A 24,516-nucleotide genomic window follows, 5' to 3' on the forward strand; every position below is an offset into this window, starting at 1 on the left:
GAAGATGATTTATGTATGCAGTATATCATTCAAGTTACATTAAACGACCAAAAAATGAAACACTTGTTACTATTATCTATCCTATTTGCCATTTGTAATATTCACGCTTTTGGTCAAAATATAACGTTAACATTTTTGGGAGAAAACAGTTTTAATAATGCACCATTAAATGTTGATAGCGTTCAAATAATTAACAATACCAATGGTACAGATACGTTGGTTAGTGGCAATATTTTTTCAATCTTAATAACGTCATTGGAAATTTTCGACGACCAGGAAAACAATAATATTGTTGTTTACCCAAATCCCTTCGACAATTCAGCTAACATTATCTTCAATTCGAATTTCTACGAACGGGCGCAAATAAACGTTTTTTCTGTAAATGGCAGGAAAATAGCGGAATGGAATGATTTTATTAGCGTTGGGGAGAATAAATTGCTTTTAGAATCAAGTGTAACCGGAGTGCTTTTTTTAACGATCTATTCACCAAATTTACGACTAAAAGCAAAGTTAATTTGTAACAAAAGCAGTGGAACAGCTGATTTAAAATTGATTGACAATTCCTACTCCCCAATAACGAATTATAAAATCAAATCTGGCAGTAATTTATACAACACTTTTGAATACAGAACCGGTGACAGCCTGACCTTTATCGGGTATTCAGGAGAAATTGTATCAGAAACCATTCATGACATACCTGATGGAGACAAAACTTATACCCTTATTTTTGATGTAACAAACTATCTTCCTGTAGCAAATTTCGATGTTTCAACACGAAATATAAATGAAGGTAGTAGCATTAACTTCTTCGATCAGTCTACCAACATCCCAACATCATGGGAATGGGATTTTGGAGATGGAAATTCCAGTACAGTTCAAAATCCAACTCATACTTATACAACAGCTGGAGTTTATACCGTAAAACTTATAACCACCAACAGTTTTGGAGCTGATACAATCACTAAAACTGATTTTATTACCGTTAACTCATTGGTGCCGGTTGCAGACTTCTCCGCAAATAATACAACGATTAACCAGGGAGATGCTGTTATCTTTTCGGACCAGTCTACCAATAATCCAACATCATGGTTGTGGGATTTTGGGGATGGAAATACCAGTGCTGTTCAAAATCCTAATCATACTTACTCAACAGTTGGAGTTTATACAGTTAAACTTATTGCTACCAGCAGTGTTGGAGCGGACACAATTGCTAAAACGGATTTTATTACCGTTAACTCATTGATCCCTGTCGCTGAATTCTCCGCAAATAAAACAACAATTAACCAGGGAGATGCTGTTATCTTCTCGGACCAGTCTGCAAACAACCCAACATCATGGGACTGGGATTTTGGGGATGGAAATACCAGTACTGTTCAAAATCCGACTCATACTTATACGTCTGCTGGTGTTTATACGGTGCAATTGATAGTCACCAATACTGTTGGAGCAGACACAATTACTAAAACTAATTATATCACTGTTAACTCATGGATTCCGGTTGCTGAATTCTCCGCAAATAATACAACGATTAACCAGGGAGATGCTGTTATCTTCTCAGATCAGTCTGCAAACAATCCAACATCATGGGAATGGGATTTTGGAGACGTAAATACCAGTGCTGTTCAAAATCCTAATCATACTTATTTAACTGCTGGTGTTTATTCCGTGAAATTGATAGTCACCAATACTGTTGGAGCAGACACAATCACTAAAACTGATTTTATTACCGTTAACTCATTGGTGCCGGTCGCTGAATTCAACACAAATAAAACAACGATTAACCAGGGAGATGCTGTTATCTTCTCGGACCAGTCAGTAAACAACCCAACATCATGGGAATGGGATTTTGGGGATGGAAACAGCAGTACTATTCAATATCCAACTCATACTTACTCATCTGCTGGTGTTTATACTGTGCAATTGATAGCCACCAATAGTGTTGGAGCGGACACAATTACTAAAATTGATTTTATTACCGTTAACTCATTGGTGCCGGTCGCTGAATTCTCCGCAAATAAAACAACGATTAACCAGGGAGATGCTGTTATCTTTTCGGACCAGTCTACCAACAATCCGACATCATGGGAATGGGATTATGGAGATGGAAACAGCAGTACTATTCAAAATCCTAATCATACCTATGCAACAGCCGGAGTTTATACGGTGCAACTGATAGTCGCCAATAGTGTCGCTGCAGATACAATTACTAAAACTAATTATATCACTGTTAACTCATTGGTGCCGGTTGCTGAGTTCTCTGCAAACAAAACAACCATTAACCAGGGAGATGCTGTTAGCTTCTCGGACCAGTCGGCAAACAATCCAACATCATTGGAATGGGATTTTGGAGATGGAAATGCCAGTGCTGTTCAAAATCCTAATCATACTTATTTAACTGCTGGTGTTTATTCCGTGAAATTGATAGTCACCAATACTGTTGGAGCAGACACAATCACTAAAACTGATTTTATTACCGTTAACTCATTGGTGCCGGTCGCTGAATTCAACACAAATAAAACAACGATTAACCAGGGAGATGCTGTTATCTTCTCGGACCAGTCAGTAAACAACCCAACATCATGGGAATGGGATTTTGGAGACGGAAATACCAGCTCTGTTCAGAGCCCTACTCATACCTACTCAACTGCTGGAATTTACACGGTGAAACTTATAGTCACCAATAGTGTTGCGACGGATACAATCACTAAAACTAATTATATCACTGTTAACTCATTGGTGCCGGTCGCTGAATTCTCCGCAAATAAAACAACGATTAACCAGGGAGATGCTGTTAGCTTCTCGGACCAGACTACCAATAATCCTACATCATGGTTATGGGATTTTGGAGATGGAAATACCAGCTCTGTTCAGAGCCCTACTCATACCTACTCAACTGCTGGAGTTTATACCGTAAAACTTATAGCCACCAACAGTTTTGGAACGGATACAATCACTAGAACTGATTATATCACTGTTAACTCATTGGTGCCGGTCGCTGAATTCTCCGCAAATAAAACAACGATTAACCAGGGAGATGCTGTTAGCTTCTCGGACCAGACTACCAATAATCCTACATCATGGTTATGGGATTTTGGAGATGGAAATACCAGCTCTGTTCAGAGCCCTGCTCATACTTACTCATCTGCTGGTGTTTATACTGTGCAATTGATAGCCACCAATAGTGTTGGAGTTGACACAATTACTAAAACTGATTTTATAACCGTTAACTCATTGGTGCCGGTCGCTGAATTCTCAGCAAACAAAACAACGATTAACCAGGGAGATGCTGTTAGCTTCTCGGACCAGACTACAAACAATCCAACATCATGGTTATGGGATTTTGGGGATGGAAATACCAGCTCTGTTCAGAGCCCTGCTCATACTTACTCAACAGCTGGAGTTTATACAGTTAAACTTATAGCTACCAGCACCATTGGAGCTGATACAATCACTAAAACTGATTTTATTACCATTAACTCATTGGTGCCGGTTGCTGAATTCTCAGCAAACAAAACAACGATCAACCAGGGAGATGCTGTTAGCTTCTCGGACCAGACTACAAACAATCCAACATCCTGGGAATGGGATTTTGGGGATGGAAATACCAGCTCTGTTAAGAGCCCTGCTCATACTTACTCAACAGCTGGAGTTTATGCAGTTAAACTTATAGCTACCAGCACCATTGGAGCTGATACAATCACTAAAACTGATTTTATTACCGTTAACTCATTGGCGCCGGTTGCTGAATTCTCTGCAAATAAAACAACGATCAACCAGGGAGATGCTGTTAGCTTCTCGGACCAGTCGGCAAACAATCCAACATCCTGGGAATGGGATTTTGGAGATGGAAATACCAGCACTGTTCAAAATCCTACTCATAATTACTTAACAACTGGCACATTTACCGTTAAACTTATCGTAAACAATAGCTTTGGTTCTGACACGACAATAAAAGAAGCATTAATTAAAGTCAATTCCGCCGTTCCTTCTGCCGCATTCTCTGCAAATACTGCAATTATTGATCAAGGAAATGAAATCATCTTTTCGGATCAGACGGCCAATTTTCCAACATCATGGCTGTGGGACTTTGGGGATGGAAATACCAGTACGGTTCAGAATCCTACTCATATTTACACTTCAGCAGGTTTATATACGGTCAAACTTATTGTCGTCAATAGTTTTGGAACGGATACAATTACCAAAACGGATTTTATTACCGTTAACTCATTGGTGCCGGTTGCTGAGTTCTCCGCAAATAAAACAACGATAAATCAGGGGGATGCTGTTAGCTTCTCAGATCAGTCTGCAAACAATCCAACCTCATGGAATTGGGATTTTGGGGATGGCAATACCAGTAATGTTCAGAACCCTACTCATACTTATCCAACAGCAGGAGTATACACAATCAAACTTATTGTTGGCAACAATTTTGGAGCAGATACAATTACTAAAACTGATTTTATTGCGGTATATTCCTCAAATGTCCCAATAGCGTCGTTCTCTGCAAATAAGACCAACGAAATTCAGGGAAATGAAATCATCTTTTCGGATCAGTCTACCAATTCGCCAACATCATGGCTTTGGGATTTTGGAGATGGAAATACCAGTACGGTTCAGAATCCAACTAATACATACTTATCCGCTGGCACCTATCCGGTCAAATTAACGGTCTCTAATAGTTTTGGGTCCGATTCTATTATAAATGAAAACTTTATTATTATATCAAGTCCTACACCTCCAGTGGTAGCGTTTTCTTCAAATACGACTACGATAGACCAAGGACATGACATTATTTTTTCGGATCAGTCAACCAATTCACCAACATCATGGTTATGGGATTTTGGAGATGGAAATACAAGTACGGTTCAGAACCCTACTCATACTTACTTAACGGCCGGTACGTTTACCGTTACGTTGACGGCAACAAATAGCTTTGGCTCTGACACAGTTACAAAACAAAACCTTATCACAGTTAATTCTATTGTCCCTGTCGCTGCATTTGCGGCAAATACGACAGTTATTGACCAGGGAAATCAAATCGTCTTTTCAGATCAGTCTACCAATTCACCAACATCATGGTTATGGGATTTTGGAGATGGAAATACAAGCACGGTTCAGAACCCAACTCATACATACTTAACGGCCGGTACGTTTATCGTTACGTTGACGGCAACAAATAGCTTTGGCTCTGACACAGTTACAAAACAAAACCTTATCACAGTTAATTCTATTGTCCCTGTCGCTGCATTTGCGGCAAATACGACAGTTATTGACCAGGGAAATCAAATCGTCTTTTCAGATCAGTCTACCAATTCACCAACATCATGGTTATGGGATTTTGGAGATGGAAATACCAGCACGGTTCAGAATCCAACTCATACATACTTAACGGCCGGTACGTTTATCGTTACGTTGACGGCAACAAATAGCTTTGGCTCTGACACAGTTACAAAACAAAACCTTATCACAGTTAATTCTATTGTCCCTGTCGCTGCATTTGCGGCAAATACGACAGTTATTGACCAGGGAAATCAAATCGTCTTTTCAGATCAGTCTACCAATTCACCAACATCTTGGTTATGGGATTTTGGAGATGGAAATACCAGCACGGTTCAGAATCCTACTCATACTTACTTAACGGCAGGTACGTTTACCGTTACGTTGACGGCAACAAATAGCTTTGGCTCTGACACAGTTACAAAACAAAACCTTATCACAGTTAATTCTATTGTCCCTGTCGCTGCATTTGCGGCAAATACGACAGTTATTGACCAGGGAAATCAAATCGTCTTTTCGGATCAGTCAACCAATTCACCAACATCATGGTTATGGGATTTTGGAGATGGAAATACAAGTACGGTTCAGAACCCTACTCATACTTACTTAACGGCCGGTACGTTTACCGTTACGTTAAAGGTGACCAATAGCTTTGGATTTGATACAATTATAAAACAAAACCTTATCACAGTTAATTCTATTGTCCCTGTCGCTGCATTTGCGGCAAATAAGACAGTTATTGACCAGGGAAATCAAATCGTCTTTTCAGATCAGTCTACCAATTCACCAACATCATGGGAATGGGATTTTGGAGACGGAAATACCAGCACGGTTCAGAATCCTACTCATACTTACTTAACGGCCGGTACGTTTACCGTTACGTTAAAGGTGACCAATAGCTTTGGATTTGATACAATTATAAAACAAAACCTTATCACAGTTAATTCTATTGTCCCTGTCGCTGCATTTGCGGCAAATAAGACAGTTATTGACCAGGGAAATCAAATCGTCTTTTCAGATCAGTCTACCAATTCACCAACATCATGGGAATGGGATTTTGGGGATGGAAATACAAGTACGGTTCAGAATCCAACCCATACATACTTAACTGCGGGTACATTTACCGTTACGTTAAAGGTGACCAATAGCTTTGGATTTGATACAATTATAAAACAAAACCTGATTACGGTTAATTCCGCTGTCCCTGTTGCTGCCTTCTCGACAAATACAACAATTATTGACCAGGGAGGTGAAATCATTTTCTCAGATCAGTCGACCAATTCTCCAACTTCATGGTTATGGAATTTTGGAGATGAAACTTCCAGTACTGCACAGAATCCTACTCATACTTACTTAACGGCCGGTACGTTTACCGTTACGTTAAAGGTGACCAATAGCTTTGGCTCTGACACAATGATAAAACAAAACCTGATAACAGTTAATTCTGCTGTTCCTGTTGCAGCATTCTCAGCAAATAAAACAATTATTGACCAGGGAAATCCAATCGTCTTTTCAGATCAGTCGACCAATTCTCCAACATCATGGTTATGGGATTTTGGAGATGGAAATACCAGCACGGTTCAGAATCCAACTCATACATACTTAACTTCGGGTACATTTACCGTTACGTTAAAGGTGACCAATAGCTTTGGATTTGATACAATTATAAAACAAAACCTGATTACAGTTAATTCCGCTGTCCCTGTTGCTGCCTTCTCGACAAATACAACAATTATTGACCAGGGAGGTGAAATCATTTTCTCGGATCAGTCGACCAATTCACCAACATCATGGGAATGGGATTTTGGAGATGGAACTTCCAGTACTGCACAGAATCCTACTCATACTTACTTAACGGCCGGTACGTTTACCGTTACACTAACGGTCACTAATGTTTTTGGCTCTGACACAATGATTAAACAAAACCTGATTACAGTTAATTCTGCTGTTCCTGTTGCTGCATTCTCTGCAAATAATACAGTTATTGACCAGGGAAATCAAGTCATTTTCTTGGATCAGTCTACTAACTCTCCAACATCATGGCTATGGGATTTTGGGGATGGAAATACAAGTACGGTTCAGAATCCTACTCATACTTACTTAACGGCCGGGACATTTACCCTTAAGTTGACGGTAACGAATAACTTTGGTTCTGACACAATGATCAAAAATAACTTCATTACAGTAAACTCATTAGCTCCTATCGCGCAGTTTTCGGTAGATGAGAGGACAATTATTCAGGGTAATACAGTCACCTTTTTGGATCAGTCCACCAATTCGCCCACATCATGGGAATGGGATTTTGGTGATGGTAATACCAGTGCGGTTCAGAATCCTACTCACTCCTATATTGCGGAGGGTTTATATACTGTCAAATTAATCGCAAGCAATAGTTTTGGACCAGGCACGATTGTTAAGGCTGATTACATTGAGGTTTTACCAATTCCAGACCCGGTACTTTCAGTGTCTCCAATATTCCATGATTTTGATACTATATCAACACAAAAATATATAAGTATCAATAATATTGGAGGGAATGTTTTAACATGGTCATTTGCCGAAAATTTAAGTTGGTTAACTGTAGACCTAGCATCAGGGGAAACTACAACCGAGACCGATAAGGTTGGAATCGTTGTAGATCGCACCAATTTGTCGGCCGGGGATTATTCAGGAATAATTACAATAACCAGTAATGGAGGCACCCAGGAAGTTAATATTATTATGAATGTACGAGCTAAGGAAGAACCGAAGCCCCCTGGCTGGACAAATTAACTTTTCTCAAATCGGTCATTAACAAATGAATTAGGCATAATATAGAAATACAAAAGAATTTAGATTTGGTTTTTTGAGAGAAGAAAGATACATACTATTTATCTGTCCGTTTTTAACGTATTTATTTTCCAGTCGTACATTAGCTATTCCCTATGGCTTACATCGAATCACAAATAATTCTATTTGTCCGATTTCAGGTGTATTTATACTAAATATAAATGCAGGATGTAAAAAACAAAGTAGTTAATAATGATCCTGCTTCTGAAATTCGCTTTTGTAGTTATTCATTCTTCTGGCTCTAATAAAAATCCCAAATGGTATCAATGAAACCGGAACAGCTATGTGATCAGTTTCGTTACTTTTTTTTGGTTGTTTTATCTACCCCTTGGCATTTTCTTTTTGTATATAAAGTGCGATGTTTGATCAAAAACACCCAATCATGTATTTTATTAATAAAAAGTATTTTAAACTTGACTTAAATACGATATTTATAATTTAAAACATTGTTGATATCAGCATTTAGACTCAGTAGAATTCTTTGAAATAAGTTCTACCCTCTTACGATCTTCTGATAATTATCTACGGAAATTTTTTCAAGGACTTATAATGATTTTTTAGTGGCTGTTATTTTGCTCTTTCATGGCCAGAGAATCTAATTCAAAAAAAACTTAACGCTGGGAGCATATAATTAATTGTTTGATATAAAATAATCTGGGCGATGTATAAATCAATTTTGCATCTAATATTGATATACAAGAAAGGGGTTTAAGAAAGCACATTCTAATTTAGACCAAAAGAAAAGAGGCTGCTCCTCTGAGCTAGCCTCTCATCTTACTTTTAGTAGAACCTCCCGAAATCAATTACTGTTTTCAGTAAGTTGTAATTTATTGATTCTGAAAAAGTATTTATTTGTTTCGGTAAATAATTTTTCCAATCCTGGTATCGCCATCGATATCCAGTCTGTAGAGATAGACTCCTGAAATTTCAGAATTAGGTCTGAACTCTACGCGTTGCAATTCACCTGCTTCAACCGGTTGATCCAGTATTCTGGCAACTCGTTGTCCAAGCATGTTGTGAATTTCAAGAACAGCATGACCACTAACTGCAGAAACAAATTCAAAGTTCACCACTTCATCAAATGGATTCGGGAACACTTTGAGTTCACTATCCTGAAGAATTGGATTTACATCTAATTGTATATCTGCTGATTTTTTCACTTTTTGGTCTTCAACTGATCCATTTGCTCGTTTAGAACCTTTAAAAGGAGGCAGATCTTCTGGATCCATTTCTTCCCACCATGGATAATCATCTGGACTTACGATGCTATCACTTCCACTAAGAACAAATACTCCGTCATTATTCACGTCAACTTCACCATAACATACACAGGTAAGTTCACATGCCACACCATGGGCAATGATCCAGAATTCGTCAACAACATTTGTTATAATAACATTCGCGTCTGTATAGTGGCCTTCGCCTTCAACAACAACGGTATACTGACCTGGAGCAACTGTTTGTTTCTGTTTTTTACCATTACCCATTACAGGATATTTTTCGTAACCAACATAAACATGTACTTCTTCCAGATAATTTCCAGGATCCATTATATAATCAACATATACACTGTCGTTTTGCCATCTGACTTCAACCTTACCAACAGGTGTTCTATCTGTTGTATCACAATGGGCAGCACCGGCATATAAATCAAGCACATATGTGGTATCACGCTTTGTGATTGGATTCGTCCAGCCCCATCTATTGAATATACCATCACTACAGAAGTCGACTACTTCATCATCGTTTGGTATTACTCCAAATACAGTTTCGCAGTTACCAACTTGTTCGGTCCACTTTTTAACATATACTGTTGTATCTGTTGGATTTCCACAGTCGTCTTCAATATGGAAAGTATAACTGTATATTGCCGGACACTCGCCTTCTACATATATTGCTGTTGCTGATACACTATCAGAACCGTCACAATTATCTGTCCAGTAAGCCCAAATCATATCTGCCGGCTCCATATTACAGATTGAATCCATGAAAGGTATTGAATCTATTTCTGGTGCTGTCAGATCTACTTTCCAGTCTACACGTACTTTCGCTGAATCGATGTTGCCACAAAGATCCTCTGCGTAGAACGTACGTACTGCCCACATTGCACAAGGCTCTCCGCCTGTCTCATCTCTCGATGTTATGGTGATGTCTCCAGGATCATCACAGTTGTCTGTAGCACTCGCACTTCCAAGAGCTGTTTCAATCTCTGCATCAGTTGGATTGCAGCCCAGATCATCATCACTGTTGGCTGTAATTTCTGGTGCTGTCAGATCTACTTTCCAGTCTACACGTACTTTCGCTGAATCGATGTTGCCACAAAGATCCTCTGCGTAGAACGTACGTACTGCCCACATTGCACAAGGCTCTCCGCCTGTCTCATCTCTCGATGTTATGGTGATGTCTCCAGGATCATCACAGTTGTCTGTAGCACTCGCACTTCCAAGAGCTGTTTCAATCTCTGCATCAGTTGGATTGCAGCCCAGATCATCATCACTGTTGGCTGTAATTTCTGGTGCTGTCAGATCTACTTTCATCGTCAATGTCGTAGTTTTTGTATCGGTATTACCACAGTCATCTGTGTATGTAAAAGTATATAGCCTACTCTGGACACAACCTTGAGGAGCTTGCAACACTCCTTCATCAGAATCTACTGTTGTATTTGTTGATCCATCGTTTCCACAATCCACCAAAACATCTGCAGTTAAAGAAGTTGGCCAGGTTCCATTACAACCAAGGTCATATCCGGCAGGAGGTGTAATCGTTACCGTACATTCTTCTGCCTGGAAAATGGTATCCCTACATTCACTAGGGTCTTCAAGCCCAACATTTTGTTCCTCATTCCAGGTATAAATGGTATATGGTCCGGCTGGCAATCCCCCAACACTGTAATTACCGCTTCCATCAGTTGCTCCTTCGTATACAGGAGTACCTGGATCAGAGTCTTCAAAAACATAAATCCAGTAAGGAGCTGTACCTTCTCCTCCAACAGCAATATCCAGGCTACCGGTAGAGTCTCCAAAACATTCAACATCAGTAGCAATAACCTCACATGTTGGTGCTGTATAGGCGATTACAGCAGTTGCAGATAGCTGAACTTCTTTACTACCGCATCCTGACAACATTTCACAATCTGCAATAAACATATGGTATGGACTACCATTAATGTCTGCAGCTGAGCTACCCGGTCCCCACAAGTCTTCACAGGCAATATGGCCACCCCAGGCTAAAAGCACAATAGTCTCTCCTGGATTCGGAGTAAAATCTACCCAGTAATAATCTGATGAAGTATTAGCAGAAGGATCTCCTCCAACAAACTGCATTGCGGTTACTGTACCATTGTAAATCTTCATTAGCCCATAACCATCTCCTACCACATCATTGAAACCATCAATTGGACCGCTTAATCCTATTGAAGTGGGAATTGAATTATTTGGAGGGGGAATTGGAAATGATCCAAAATCATTAAATGGATCCAATCCTGACAACTCCAGATCTGTATCAACCAGAACATCGCCGATAACATTTTCAGGAGTATGACCAAAAGTAGCAGAATGTAAATCCGGCCGTTCAAACGAAGTCATAAAATCAATAGCGTGTTTGAAATCCTTTGTGATATCAAACCCTATTTTGACACGATAGGTTACACCAGAAGTCAATCCACTAACCTGTAAACGATAAGGAATAGTCATTCCACAAGCATAGTGTGCCTTAGCTGCATTAACATTACCCGTTACCCAGCCGGTATTTGTGGTTGGACTAAAAGTAACGTCTTTTAGAGCACCGTTAGCATACTGTTCTAATTTGTCAATCGATTGTGCCTGTACATTACTAAATGAAAATAGTAATGCACAACACCATGCTAATAGGAGTAGTTTCCTAAAAAGTAAGTAATAATTTTTCATACATGTAATTTTGAAGAGTTAAAAAATAATCTTGAAAACCAAGTTTGTTTTAGTCTTTGTTTTACTCAATTATCTCCATCTTCAAAAAAGAGAAGTTCAAACTTCTACGCGTCCAAACGTACTTGTCATGATTTTTCGATATTACATCTGGGGCAAGATGTAATTTCTACCCTTATTTATCATTTCATTACAACTCTTTGAGAATTGCAAATACAAGTTACTATAAGATTAAATGGGATTCAATCGGGAATTTTACTGAAATTTATTACGAGTATTTCGTCAGAAATCGGCGAGTTATTGCAGATTATTTTGGTAGGCAAATTCGATCATTTCTGCAGTAGATCGAACACTTATTTTTGTTTGAATATTTTTTTTGTGGGTTTCTACGGTACGTGGACTGATATTTAATTTCACACCAATTTCTTTATAGGTATAACCTTTACAAAATAGTTTTAAAATGGCAAGTTCCCTGTTGGTTAATATCCGTTTATCCTCGTAGGTGGCCGATACCTTTTTGGTCCTTAAATACTTCTTAAGCAGCTGCCATACCCGTGGAGGGAAATGATCTTCCCCTTTTGTCATGGCTTTTAAAGCATCTATCAGAGCATCGCTTCCCGCATCGTTAAAAACAAAACCATTTACTCCCAGGCTAATATATTCCTCGAAATAATCGGAATAATCGGTACTCAGTATCAGTAGTACCGGTGTTCGTAATGTTTTGCGTCTGATCTTCTTTATAATGCTGATTCCATCATCCTGACAATGAATGATATCTATAATGATCACTTCCGGTTTTTCAACCTTCATTTTGTTCATAAAGTCATTAACGGTCTTGGCTTCAAATACTATCTTAAAATCCTCCGATTCTTCGATAACCGACCTTATTCCCGAACAAAAAAGAGAATAATTTTCCAATATGGCAATGTAGCACATAATACCCCTATTTTTTATCATTATACACCCTAAACTGGTTTACTACCAATTGCATTTTGGAATTCAATCATTGCCTGATTGTGGGGAGGAGTTTGTAACTACATGAAACAGAACCTCAATATACTACTTTTTACGTAATCAGTCAATCCGTAAATTCCCGTAAAAAATTTACGTAAAAACACGTAATAAAATACAAATTAATCTTTTATATATTCCTGATCAAAAAATTACTTTTAAATTAAAAGTAATTATTAATTGCAATAATATTTATGAATTGTAATAAGGAAAAGAATCTACACAGGAATGGATTATCCTATTTGTTTTGTATAAATATCGAATGACCTAAAGAGTTAAAATATTTTTCATAAATAAAATATTCAAGGGTGGTATGTCATTCGATTTGTTCATGAATTTATCTTTCATTCAAGTTCAGCATCTACTTCCGAAATATCAAATGGACAACTGCAATTCCAGCTCAATCAGACACCTTTCCAAACAATTTCTGTTTCATTCCTGCCCTTTTTTACATCTTTCCGGGCCATTTTTGCGTCTTTCCACCTTTTTCGGGAATCTTTCCGGCAAAAAAGTCAATCTTTCCAGCATTGGATTGCTTTTTTTGATTGGCTTTTTAATTTCAGTCGTTTGCGGATATTTATAACAGTTACCTGTGCATACGTCTATACTGGCTACCATATCCTTTTAATCGCTTAGAATCTTTTCGGAAAACATATTTTCCGGCTTCCCTGATTTCATCCACCAATACTTTGAGATACATGTAAGCTTTGTCGCGGATAATCTTCGCTTCGTTCGGATCGGCTTTGTCACCATTGGCTTCAGCCAGCAGATTTGCCAGTTCATCAGCACGTATGGCAGCCCGGTCAAGCAGAGTTAGTTCAAAACGAATAGCCGTTAAGGGCTCCGGATTTTCGCGGCCTAACACGGCAATGTCGTTCAGATCCTGAATCATATCGGCATGTCCGGTACCATCGGTAATTGCACGAACACGACTTAACAGTGCGTCGTTTTTGCGGTATGCAAAACGAAGTGAAGCCAACAAATCATTGCGAAAGTCGTAGGCCTCAGGAGCCTGTATAGTCCACTCTTTCTGAGCCTCCTGTTGCGAACGGTAATCTTTGTTCCAGATTGATTGAGCTTCTCTGCAAGCTCCTGCCCGTATAGGGATGTCTTCAATTTGGGTGCGTTCAATTCCAACTACACTAAGTTTATCCGCGTCGTCTAAACTACAGTGATACAAGTTCTCGGCTTCCTGTAATGCAATTGCAACAGGTATGCCTGGGTCTGTCACTTCTTCATTAGCGATAGCCTGGATTTCGGCTAATTTGGCATTGTAGTCATCTAAATTTGCCATTTTTATTACATTTAAAAAATTAATAATTAAAGGTTATTGATTTAAGGCCGTCTTAAAGCTTCCTAAGGCAAGGGCGGCCTTTTTATATCGCCGGCAGATGACTCTGCCGGTGTACATTCCATTTTGTGGAACGTGAGCATAGATCGAGTGTTAAAAATTACGGTATAACCTGTATTTTGAGGTATCTCGCGATATTGTTTTTTAACAGATGTCAAAATTATGGAAAATATACGATTCTGAAATGGTAAATATATAAGCGGTAGCTCCTGGTTGATAAACGGTCGTGTTTGGAGAATAAACGGTACGCAGTGTATTTTAAATTACCTCTTTGAATAAATAACAATGTAGCACTGAGTTATACAAAATCATTCTTTATAGCAAAAGCAATCAGCTCGTTAAGCGTTCCAAGACCTAGTTTAGCAAGGATATTATTTTTATGCGATTCAACTGTGCGGGGACTAATATGAAGCTCCTCTCCTATTTTTTTATAAGAATATCCATGAGCAAAGAGTTTTAGTACTGTTAACTCTCTTTTACTTAATTCGTCCAACAATGTTAGAGGCTGACTCACACTGCTCTCCTGCAGTTTAAGTTCGACCTCTGTATTTCCCAGATACTGTTCTCCATTTAACACTTTATTACACACAAAAATTAACTGTTCTATAGAATCCGTTTTCCATAAAATTCCTTTAACTCCATTCATCAGGTACAGTAATACATTATGGTCAGCCTGCGTAGTATTGAATAAGATTATCGGAATTCCGGGGTAATTGTCTTTTAAGAATTTAGTTACTGTTTTAATCATTTCAGATGGCAGCTCACAACTCAAAAATATCAAATCAAAAGCAATCAAACCTTTAAGGGCTTTCAATTCGATATCACTTGATATTTCTGTCAAAACATCGAAGTCTGCGGCCTCCTTTAGAAGAAGCTTTAATGCCTCACGACAAATAGCATTATCATCAAACAGTAATATTTTTCTTTTTTCAGACACATTCATCACACCCTTAAAACGATTATAACACATAAATGTTCTACATATCTGAGGTATAGATGGTTAATTCGGGAATAAATCGTAGAACTGATCTGATAAATGAACAGGATAAAAGCTTAGTAAAAATGTATAATTTGCTTATAGTCTTAGGCAAAAACACTTTACATAAGTATCGGAATGTTCACAATGTCAATCAGTTACACTAATCTCATTTACTTTTTTTTAAGTTTTTTTGTCATACTAACAAGATGCTGAAGATATAGAAAACACTGGGAGTTCGACATGATATTAACATCTAAGAATTTTTCTAAATAACGTTGTGTTAAGAAAATCTATTGCAAGTTAATAATCAGTGGTTTAGATTTACATCGCAAACCTTTTTAAATAGAACTGATTAAGTAGACGCTTTAATTTCCTATTCATGTAAATTTCATTTTAAGGAAAGAGTCTAAATGTGTGATTAAGTTGTGATGAAAATTCTAACCCAATTGAATTTTCAAAACTCTTTGAGAGATTTATCAATGCCAATCATTGATACAGGAGAAGTTATGGACCACTAGAGTAAAACAAAAATGAGAAAACCAGAGTTAGTGTTGCTAATGCTATTTATAGCATTAATCGGAAAAAGTACGTTCGCCCAAAACCCAGATTTCAAGTTAGAAAGTAAAGATCATCAGTTAATCTCAATTGATGAATCGTTCTCAGAATCCGGAGAAATCAAGCCCTTTAAAGAACAAGGTAAAAAGATCTACGGACTTGCGGCCAGTGCCGATATTGATTTTTCATCGGTCGATGGCTGTGTGCGTTTGGTATTGCTCGACCAGGATTTTAACGAACACCTGTTATTAGAGAGTTATCCAAACTTAAACGGAACAAATCATGTTTCATTTATTGATTATGCCGAAGAAACAGCCTTATTAAATGGTGTTGTTCCTTATGCTCTTAGCGTAGAGCTAAATAATGCAACAGTTGTAATTAAAAGCCTCTCTTATTCATCGAAAGGAGACGTAATTTCAGATTACAACAAACAAAAAAAGGAAAAACGTTCGGCTCAGAATAAAGAAAAAATTGAGAAGCTGAACAAAAACCTAAAAGCCAACGGACAGCACTGGGTAGCAGGAGAAACCAGCGTTTCGGCCATGAGTTACGGCGAACGTAAAAAACTGTATGGACAAAGTACCTTCCCTGCCGGATTTGAGTTTTATGCCGGAGGTGTAATTTCAACCAGCAGTTCAGAAGATGGAAGTTCAACATTTTTAAAATCAGCGACCATAACAACAAGCCCATATGTTGATGAATGGGATTGGCGTGATCGACATGGAAAAAATTGGATGTCTCCAGTTGTTAATCAAAGTACTTGTGGAGCATGTTGGGCTTTTGCCCCAACTGCCGCAACTGAGGCGATGGCTAACCTAAATTTTAACCAGTTATTAAATTTCGACCTCTCAGAACAAGATGTCTTATCTTGTAGTGGTGGAGGATCCTGCAGTGGTGGCTATCCTTCAACTGCGATGAATTACATCCAGAAAACCGGAATTGTTGATGAAATTACCTTCCCTTATGCAAAAGAAGATTTAGCCTGTAGCCAAAAAGGGAATAATCCAAATGAACTAGTAAAAATATCAGGTTTTGTTGCCTATGGATCATCTACATACCCAAAAACTGAGGATGACCTGAAACGCATGCTTATTGAAAAGGGACCTTTAAGCAGTGCATTATATGATTGGAAACATGCAATGGCATTAGCTGGATACCTCGTTGTCAAAGAAGGAGATGTTATATATTACCGAGATCCTGAAACTAAGTTCAGATATTGGATAACTGTTGCAGCAGGAGATCCACTTATTGGCAAAACTTTATGGATATTTAAAAATAGCTGGGGAAGCGGTTTTGGCGATGGAGGTTATGTTTATGTTGAGACCACCCTATCAAACATCACGCAGACCTTTGGAATAGAAACTCCTGTATTAAGTTTGGTAAACAATTACGAAGTAGTCTGCACCGATAACGACGGAGACGGCTACTACTGGTGGGGATTAGGAGAAAAACCTGCCAATTGTCCGCCATGTCCTGATTTGGCAGATGGGGATGACTCTGATCCAACAAAAGGGCCAAGGGATGAATACGGATACTGCATGCCAATAAATGGCACACCAATTCCGGTAGCCAACTTTACATCTACCAGCACTTCAATAAATAAAGGACAAAGTGTTAGTTTTACCGACCTTTCAACAAATACTCCAACATCGTGGAGCTGGGCTTTCAACGGAGCTACACCATCAACATCTACTGAGAAAAACCCAACAGTAAGCTATAATACAACGGGGACATTCAGCGTTAGCCTCACGGTTAGCAACCCTGATGGAACGGATACAAAAACAGAAACTGCTTACATTACTGTTACGGAGCCTGTTATGGCTCCTGTTGCCAGTTTTTCGGCTACCCCTGCTACTATCAACGAAGGTTCTCAAGTCTCTTTTACTGATTTAACCACTAACCAACCAACCTCATGGAGCTGGACTTTTGAAGGCGGTACTCCTTCAGCCTCTGAAGATCAAAATCCTAAGGTAGTTTACAGTACTCCCGGAACATATGATGTTACGCTAACAGTTACCAATTCAGGAGGTACTAATACTAAAACAATTACAAATTACATCCAGGTAATTGATACCGTTGAAGCTCCTGTGGCTGCATTTACAGCAAACAACACTATCATTGCTGAAGGACAATCAGTGACGTTTACCGACCAGTCTGCCAATACACCAACGTCTTGGAGCTGGACATTTGAAGGAGGCGCACCAGCTTCTTCTGCCAGTCAAAATCCAACGGTTGTTTATGCTACTCCGGGTGTATACAATGTGTCGCTTGTGGCAACTAACGAAGGAGGATCGAATACAACAACAAAAAGTGCTTTTATTACCGTTCAGGATACTCTCGAAGCTCCAATCGCGGATTTTACTGCAGATAACACGGCCATCACAGAAGGAGGAGAAATTTCTTTCACTGATAAGTCGAAAAATACACCGGCAACGTGGAAATGGGTATTCGATGGTGGTAATCCATCAACATCGACTGAAAGAAATCCGAGAGTAACTTATAGCTCGCCTAATAGTTATAAAGTTTCACTTACCGTCACCAATGCCGCAGGGAACCATACAAAAACGGTTGAAAATTACATCAAGGTTGAGGCAACACCTGATCCGGTCTATTGTATTCCAACTCCTGTTGCAACAGATGAATGGATAGCAGAAGTACACATTGAAGACAACAGCTACTCATCCGGCTCAGAAGGATACGCCGACAACACAGATGTGATCTTTAATTTTATCGCCGGAAGCAATAACAACTTTACGCTCGTACCAGGTTTTAGCGGAAGGAGCAGTTTTGAAAATTGGGGCATTTGGATTGATTTTAATTCAGATATGAATTTTACGGAAGATGAAAAGGTCTTTACATCATCAAAATCCAAGTCATCGGTTAGCGGAACAATTTATATCCCGCAAACAAATATAACTACACGTATGAGGGTTGCAATGGGCAGCAGCAGCCCAACGGCTTGCGATTTTGCAGGACCCGGAGAGGTAGAAGATTACACCATCGTAATTTCAGAACCGGTACCTCTACCTCCTGTTGCTGTATTTAGTGCCAGCTCAACAACTATAGTTGCCGGACAAACTGTTCAGTTCTCAAATTTATCTGAGAATGAGCCAACCAATTATCAATGGTATTTTCCGGGTGGTACACCATCAGCAAGTACAGAGCCAAATCCGACGGTTAACTATACCACCGCAGGAACATACGATGTTACGCTGATAGCCTACAAAACAGGTTTCGCGTCATCAGAACTAACATTCACAAATTACATTGGAGTTGCGGATAACGATGTTAATCCAACACCTACCCCATCAATTTATTGCGAACCTGCATTAATCAGCAGTTCCACTTACATTCAAAACGTGAATATAGGAAATGCCATGGCTGTTAACAGTTATGGTGATGGATACTCATTCGATACAAATCCATTTACGTTGAATGCAGGTGGTTCGTACGCCATTAATTTGGAGCCAAGTAATTCTTCAAGCCGTAATTTCTGGAGAATATGGATTGACTTTAACAACGACGGAGATTTTGATGATGCCGACGAGACATTGCTGGCCTTAAACAACAAAAAAGGCTCTGTTGCTGAAACGATTGCAATTCCGACCTACGTTTCGGGAACAGCACGAGTTCGTATTTCGATGAAAGTTGGTAAAGCCCCTGCAGCCTGCGATGATGATTTTGAAGGTGAGGTTGAGGATTACCTGGTTTCGGTTGATGCACCGATGCTACAATCGTCGATGCCTAAGGAGACAGCCGAATCAATCTATGAAATGGATTTGAGAGTATACCCGAATCCAACAACAGACCAGCTGAATTTGAGATTATCAGGCACAGCAGAACAGGCATCTTATGCAATTTATAATACCGTTGGTAAAAAAGTTGCAGAACAATCAATCGTTGCCTCACTAACAACTATCGATATGAGCGATATGTCACCCGGCATTTACCTTGTGGTTGTAAAAACCGATGCGCAAACATTTAATAAGAAGGTGATTAAAAAATAAGTACTAGCAACACGTACAACTCTGAGAAGGCAGGATACTATGGAGACAGAAGTTATCCTGCCTTTCTTTTTAACCGCCTTGCCAAAGCGTGTATCCGCCTGATTCCCTCCAGTACTTCTGATTCAAAACGATAAATTTCAATTCTATTTTCAGCAGTTACTGATAGTCTGTCGATTAGGTATAAACGAACATCCTGAAGGCCTTGCTTAAACTGGTCTTTTGCCAGCGTATCATCTGCTAAAATATCATCTTCACTGTAAAATTGAACAGCTGCGTCAAAAGCTTCCAGTGCCATATTGTGAACGACGGCTATCCGCTGCACTGTATCAGTACTTACGTAAAATCCCTTTTCAATTCGGTGTTCAGCGGCTTCAACTAACGATGTTGTTACCACGTCGGCTGCCGACTCCAATACATTTACAGCTTCGATCTGCCGCTCAAGAATATGGCTTTGCTTTTTACTAATCGACTGGCTTTGTATATTCTGTAAGAATGTCAAAATTTCGGCATGTCCCTTATCGATTAACGTATCTTTATTACGCAACGCAACCAATTCATTTTCTTTCCCGGTTAAAGCCATCGGAATTCCTGCTTTTAATATTTCAAGAACCTTTTCGCCCAGCTTGGCGATGGAATTTTGGGATAATTCCAATGCAAGACTAACATCTTGCAAATAAAAATCATGCAACTCCTGAAATAATCTTTCCTCTTTCTTTTTCTTTTCTGGAACCATCCAAACCACCAGTTTTGAGATCGGTTTTACCAACCAAATAAATAAGAAAGTATTGGCTAAATTAAAAATGGTATGAGCATTTGCCACTTGTCGGGATTCGCTTCCTGGCGAAATATCTTCCACCAGATGGGCCAATTGTGAAATAAAAGCATACCAAATCAATACACCAAAAACCTTAAAAAGTATATGTGAAACTGCTACTCTCATTGCAGCCTTTGGTTTACCCAATGCCGACAATAGCGCAGTAACACATGTTCCTACATTTGCCCCCATAATAATCGCAATGGCCGGTTCAATAGCTATTAATCCCTGCGATGCCATAATAATTACAATTCCGGTAGTTGCCGAAGAACTTTGTACCAATGCAGTAAATAACGCCCCGATTAATATCCCATAGATGTAATTATCAAGCCCCTTCATTAAATCTAAAAAAGGTTCATAGCTTTTTAACGGTGCTGTTGCTTCGCTCATCACCGTCATTCCAAGAAAAACCAAGCCAAGACCTAAAACAATTGTACCTGCATTTTTAACAAGCTTATTTTTAAATATAAACCCGGCCAGAAATCCTACAGCAATCATTATCCACGAGGCTTTGGTTATTTTAAAAGCAATAATTTGTGCTGTAATGGTGGTACCGACATTGGCGCCAAGAATAATTCCAAGTGTGCTTTGAAAGGAGATTAAACCTGCCGAAACAAATCCTACCGCCAAAACCGTAGTTACCGACGATGACTGTATAACAGCTGTAATTCCGGTTCCTGCCACTAGCGAAGTCCAACGATTACGCGTCATTCCTTGCAAGAATGCTTTCATCTTGTTTCCTGCTGCGGCTTTTAAGCCATCAGTCATTACATTCATCCCATGGAGGAACAATGCCAGGCCGCCTAATAAAAGTATTATTTGTGAAGTGAAATTCATTTCAAAAAGTTTCTACTAATTTAAAAAACTTAGCTAACTCTTCGAACTATCATTTTACGACTAACAGATAAATGCTATCTTTATGCGATACTAAAATTTTATACAATGAACTTACACCAACTTCTTTACCTAATCGTTTTGGCATTATTTCTAAACTCGTGTTCCAACAATTCTCAGGAAACCAAACAACCCAACGTCGTAATTATATTTCTCGACGATTCGGGTTATTCTGACTTCTCCCCTTTTGGACAATCCCGTATTGAAACGCCCAACGTAACAACACTGGCAGAAGAAGGTATAATGTTCAGGAATTTTTACGTACCTCAGGCAGTTTGTTCAGCATCGCGCTCAGCACTTATTTCGGGCTGCTATCCGGGGCGAACAAAGGTTTTTGGAGCACACGGCCCTGGCGGTCGCGGACTGGAAAAGACATTTCCAACCATAGGAGAAGTATTTAAGAATGCAGGATATAAAACCGCACTTTTTGGCAAATGGCATTGTGGTGATCAGCCGGAAACGCGTCCGCAAAGCCGCGGCTTTGATGAAACTTGTGGACTGATGTACTCCAACGATATGTGGAGTCACCATCCTGAAAGTCCGGAGTACTGGGGACAGTGGCCACTTCAATTTTGGGAAAACGGCGAAGTAACTATTGAAGACGTGGATTCAGCCGACCAAAAAATGCTGACCAAATGGTATACCGAACATGCCGTTAATTTTATTTCGAAACACAAAGACGAACCATTTTTACTGTACGTACCACATGCTATGTCGCATGTTCCGTTGTTTTGCAGCCCCGAGTTTGAAGGAATAACTGGCGAAGGATTGTATGCTGATGTTTTAACCGAGTTGGACTGGTCGGTTGGACAAATAAACCAGGCGTTAAAAGACAATGGTATTGAGGATAATACGATTGTAATTTTCTCATCGGACAACGGCCCGTGGATTGCTTATGGCAACCACGCCGGCACCACTCCGTTTCGTGAGGCAAAAGGGACAACCTTCGATGGCGGAACCCGCTCGGCAACTATCATTAAGTATCCGGCAAAATTAAAAGGTAATCAGCAATCGAGTAAGGCTTTAATGACTATTGACTTGCTACCTACACTTTGTGAGTTGGCTAATATTCCACTTCCTGAAACAGAAATAGATGGGAAAAACGTTTGGGATATTATCTCAGGAAAATCGGATGCCACAAACCCTCACGATTATTACGCTTTTACCAATGACAAAGAATTTCAGGCAGTGATGTCGGGCGATGGAAAATGGAAGTTACATCTTCCACATAATTACCGCACAATGACTGATATTAAAGGAAAAGACGGTATGCCCGGAAAATATGATTATTCGGCTAAAATTGAACTTTCGCTGTTTGATATGGAAAACGATCCGTACGAAACTACCAATGTAATTCTAGACTATCCTGAAATTGCTGAAGAACTAATGGGGTATGCTGAGATACATAAGAAAAAGTTCTTTAGCAAAAACTAAAGAACTATATAAATAGTGGTTGCAATCAACAATGCCCTGATTAGTGTTTAAAGCTTAAGAAACGATCCGGATTCGAGATATCAATTTGATTATTAAGGATTTCGGGGCTGATTTCGCCTTTAACGTAAATCAGGGCATTGTCGTCGCCACCAACCAGAATAACCATTTCTTTAATTACCGATTCATCCATCCGTCCGAAAATGGTCACATTCTGGTCTTCTTCGCGAACAACCATAAGCTCTTCATAATCCTTTTTCTCACTTATTTTCTTATAAAATTCTTCGTGCAGATCAATTCGGGCATTCAAATTATCGTCATCAACGGCAATTACTTTAACGCCATCGATACTATTCAGTAAATCCCTTTCACAATCTTCCAAATCACCTATTCCGGCTGCAAGGTGAATTACCCACCCCGGCACTGAAACCGTGGTTACACCATCTCTAGAACGATATTTGGAATAGGCTTCTGATACACCCGATTCGTAAACACACGAGGTCATTAAAAAAAGACCCACCGATAAGATTAAAGCTATACATTTCATCTGTTCAAAATTTTTTGTTTTCTGAATGATCAAAAAATTTAGATACATTCAGTAACTCGCATAAATTTTAATCATTCTTTGTTATGAGTTTAGAATGCTGAAAATTCATGTTCGTTTCATGTCTTTGTTTTCGAATAAGACGTTGGGCTTTAAATATCGTTACATCAAAAAAATATTATTTCGTTTTGTTTTGATGAAAACACAGGCTACCGCTAATAAAAGTTAAGCAACCGATCAAATTCTTCAGGAATTGGTGATTCAAAAGAAACCTTTTCTGCTGTTGCTGGATGTTTAAATTCCAGTTTCCCGGCGTACAGAAAAAGCCTTCGGATATCGGTATCGGCAAGAATTAATTTATTCAATGCAAAATCTCCGTGATGTGTGTCGCCAATAATATCAAATCTATTTTTGGCAAAATGTTGGCGCAACTGGTGCCAACGTCCTGTTTCCGGGTTAATCTCCACCAAACTCAGCTCAATATCAGTTTTGTCTTTCGAAGTCAATTTTGTTTGAATGGTGCGCAGTGTCTTATAATGCGTTACAGCCGGCTTTTTAAACTTCGATTTCTTTTTCACCAACACTTTCGAGTCGAAAGTTCCCTCTCCCGGATTTCCCTGTACAATGGCATAGTAGGTTTTCTGCACTTCCTTCTGCTCAAACTGTTTGGTTAAAACACTGGCCACTTCCGACGAAAATGCCAAAACCATCACTCCTGAAGTTTTCGAGTCTAAACGATGTACGTTATAAATCCACTTCCCCGTTTCATCGCCAATTAATTTGGTTAAATACGGAGCATCGTTGGGCATAAAATCATTTTTATGAACCGGAAGTTCTATGGGCTTCTCTACCACAATGATTGATTCGTCTCGATATAATATTGGAATATTCATAATCTAATTAAAAGTCCAAAGGTAATATT

The 24,516-nt window shown here is 39.1% G+C and carries 10 protein-coding genes; 3 read left to right on the forward strand and 7 right to left on the reverse strand.

The features are described from left to right. The first annotated feature begins 54 nt into the window (after positions 1-54). On the forward strand, positions 55-8,049 hold the full coding sequence (locus tag G4420_RS17245; RefSeq protein WP_163325181.1) for a PKD domain-containing protein: 7,995 nt from the start codon (positions 55-57) through the stop codon (positions 8,047-8,049). Between the two features lie 905 nt (positions 8,050-8,954). Here the strand turns inward: G4420_RS17245 and G4420_RS17250 are convergent. From G4420_RS17250 to G4420_RS17265, 4 genes are all read right to left on the reverse strand, one after another. Next, complete coding sequence (locus tag G4420_RS17250) at positions 8,955-12,011, reverse strand: T9SS type A sorting domain-containing protein (RefSeq protein WP_163325182.1); 3,057 nt, start codon at positions 12,009-12,011, stop codon at positions 8,955-8,957. 294 nt (positions 12,012-12,305) lie between these two features. Then, complete coding sequence (locus G4420_RS17255) at positions 12,306-12,944, reverse strand: response regulator transcription factor (RefSeq protein ID WP_163325183.1); 639 nt, start codon at positions 12,942-12,944, stop codon at positions 12,306-12,308. A 661-nt stretch (positions 12,945-13,605) separates the two neighbouring features. Further along, a complete protein-coding gene (locus G4420_RS17260) occupies positions 13,606-14,313 on the reverse strand; it encodes a hypothetical protein (protein ID WP_163325184.1) in 708 nt (235 codons plus the stop codon). A gap of 355 nt (positions 14,314-14,668) precedes the next feature. Beyond that, a complete protein-coding gene (locus G4420_RS17265; protein ID WP_163325185.1) occupies positions 14,669-15,340 on the reverse strand; it encodes a response regulator transcription factor in 672 nt (223 codons plus the stop codon). Between the two features lie 539 nt (positions 15,341-15,879). Here G4420_RS17265 and G4420_RS17270 point away from each other — a divergent pair. Then, positions 15,880-19,911: a PKD domain-containing protein gene (locus G4420_RS17270; protein WP_163325186.1), complete on the forward strand. Its 4,032-nt coding sequence runs from the start codon at positions 15,880-15,882 to the stop codon at positions 19,909-19,911. 52 nt (positions 19,912-19,963) lie between these two features. Here G4420_RS17270 and G4420_RS17275 read toward each other — a convergent pair whose 3' ends face one another. Next, complete coding sequence (locus G4420_RS17275) at positions 19,964-21,562, reverse strand: Na/Pi cotransporter family protein (RefSeq protein ID WP_163325187.1); 1,599 nt, start codon at positions 21,560-21,562, stop codon at positions 19,964-19,966. A gap of 105 nt (positions 21,563-21,667) precedes the next feature. Here G4420_RS17275 and G4420_RS17280 point away from each other — a divergent pair, with 105 nt between their 5' ends. Then, the gene (locus G4420_RS17280) at positions 21,668-23,053 is read left to right on the forward strand and encodes a sulfatase family protein (protein ID WP_163325188.1); all 1,386 of its coding nucleotides are present in this window, start codon (positions 21,668-21,670) and stop codon (positions 23,051-23,053) included. A gap of 40 nt (positions 23,054-23,093) precedes the next feature. Here G4420_RS17280 and G4420_RS17285 read toward each other — a convergent pair whose 3' ends face one another. Both G4420_RS17285 and G4420_RS17290 read right to left on the reverse strand, forming a co-directional pair. Further along, the gene (locus tag G4420_RS17285) at positions 23,094-23,597 is read right to left on the reverse strand and encodes a DUF4252 domain-containing protein (RefSeq protein WP_163325189.1); all 504 of its coding nucleotides are present in this window, start codon (positions 23,595-23,597) and stop codon (positions 23,094-23,096) included. A gap of 212 nt (positions 23,598-23,809) precedes the next feature. Then, positions 23,810-24,487, reverse strand: coding sequence for an RluA family pseudouridine synthase (locus G4420_RS17290; protein WP_163325190.1), 678 nt, complete (start codon positions 24,485-24,487; stop codon positions 23,810-23,812). Positions 24,488-24,516 lie beyond the last annotated feature (29 nt).

Source organism: Draconibacterium mangrovi (assembly GCF_010586825.1).
GTDB classification, from domain to species: domain Bacteria; phylum Bacteroidota; class Bacteroidia; order Bacteroidales; family Prolixibacteraceae; genus Draconibacterium; species Draconibacterium mangrovi.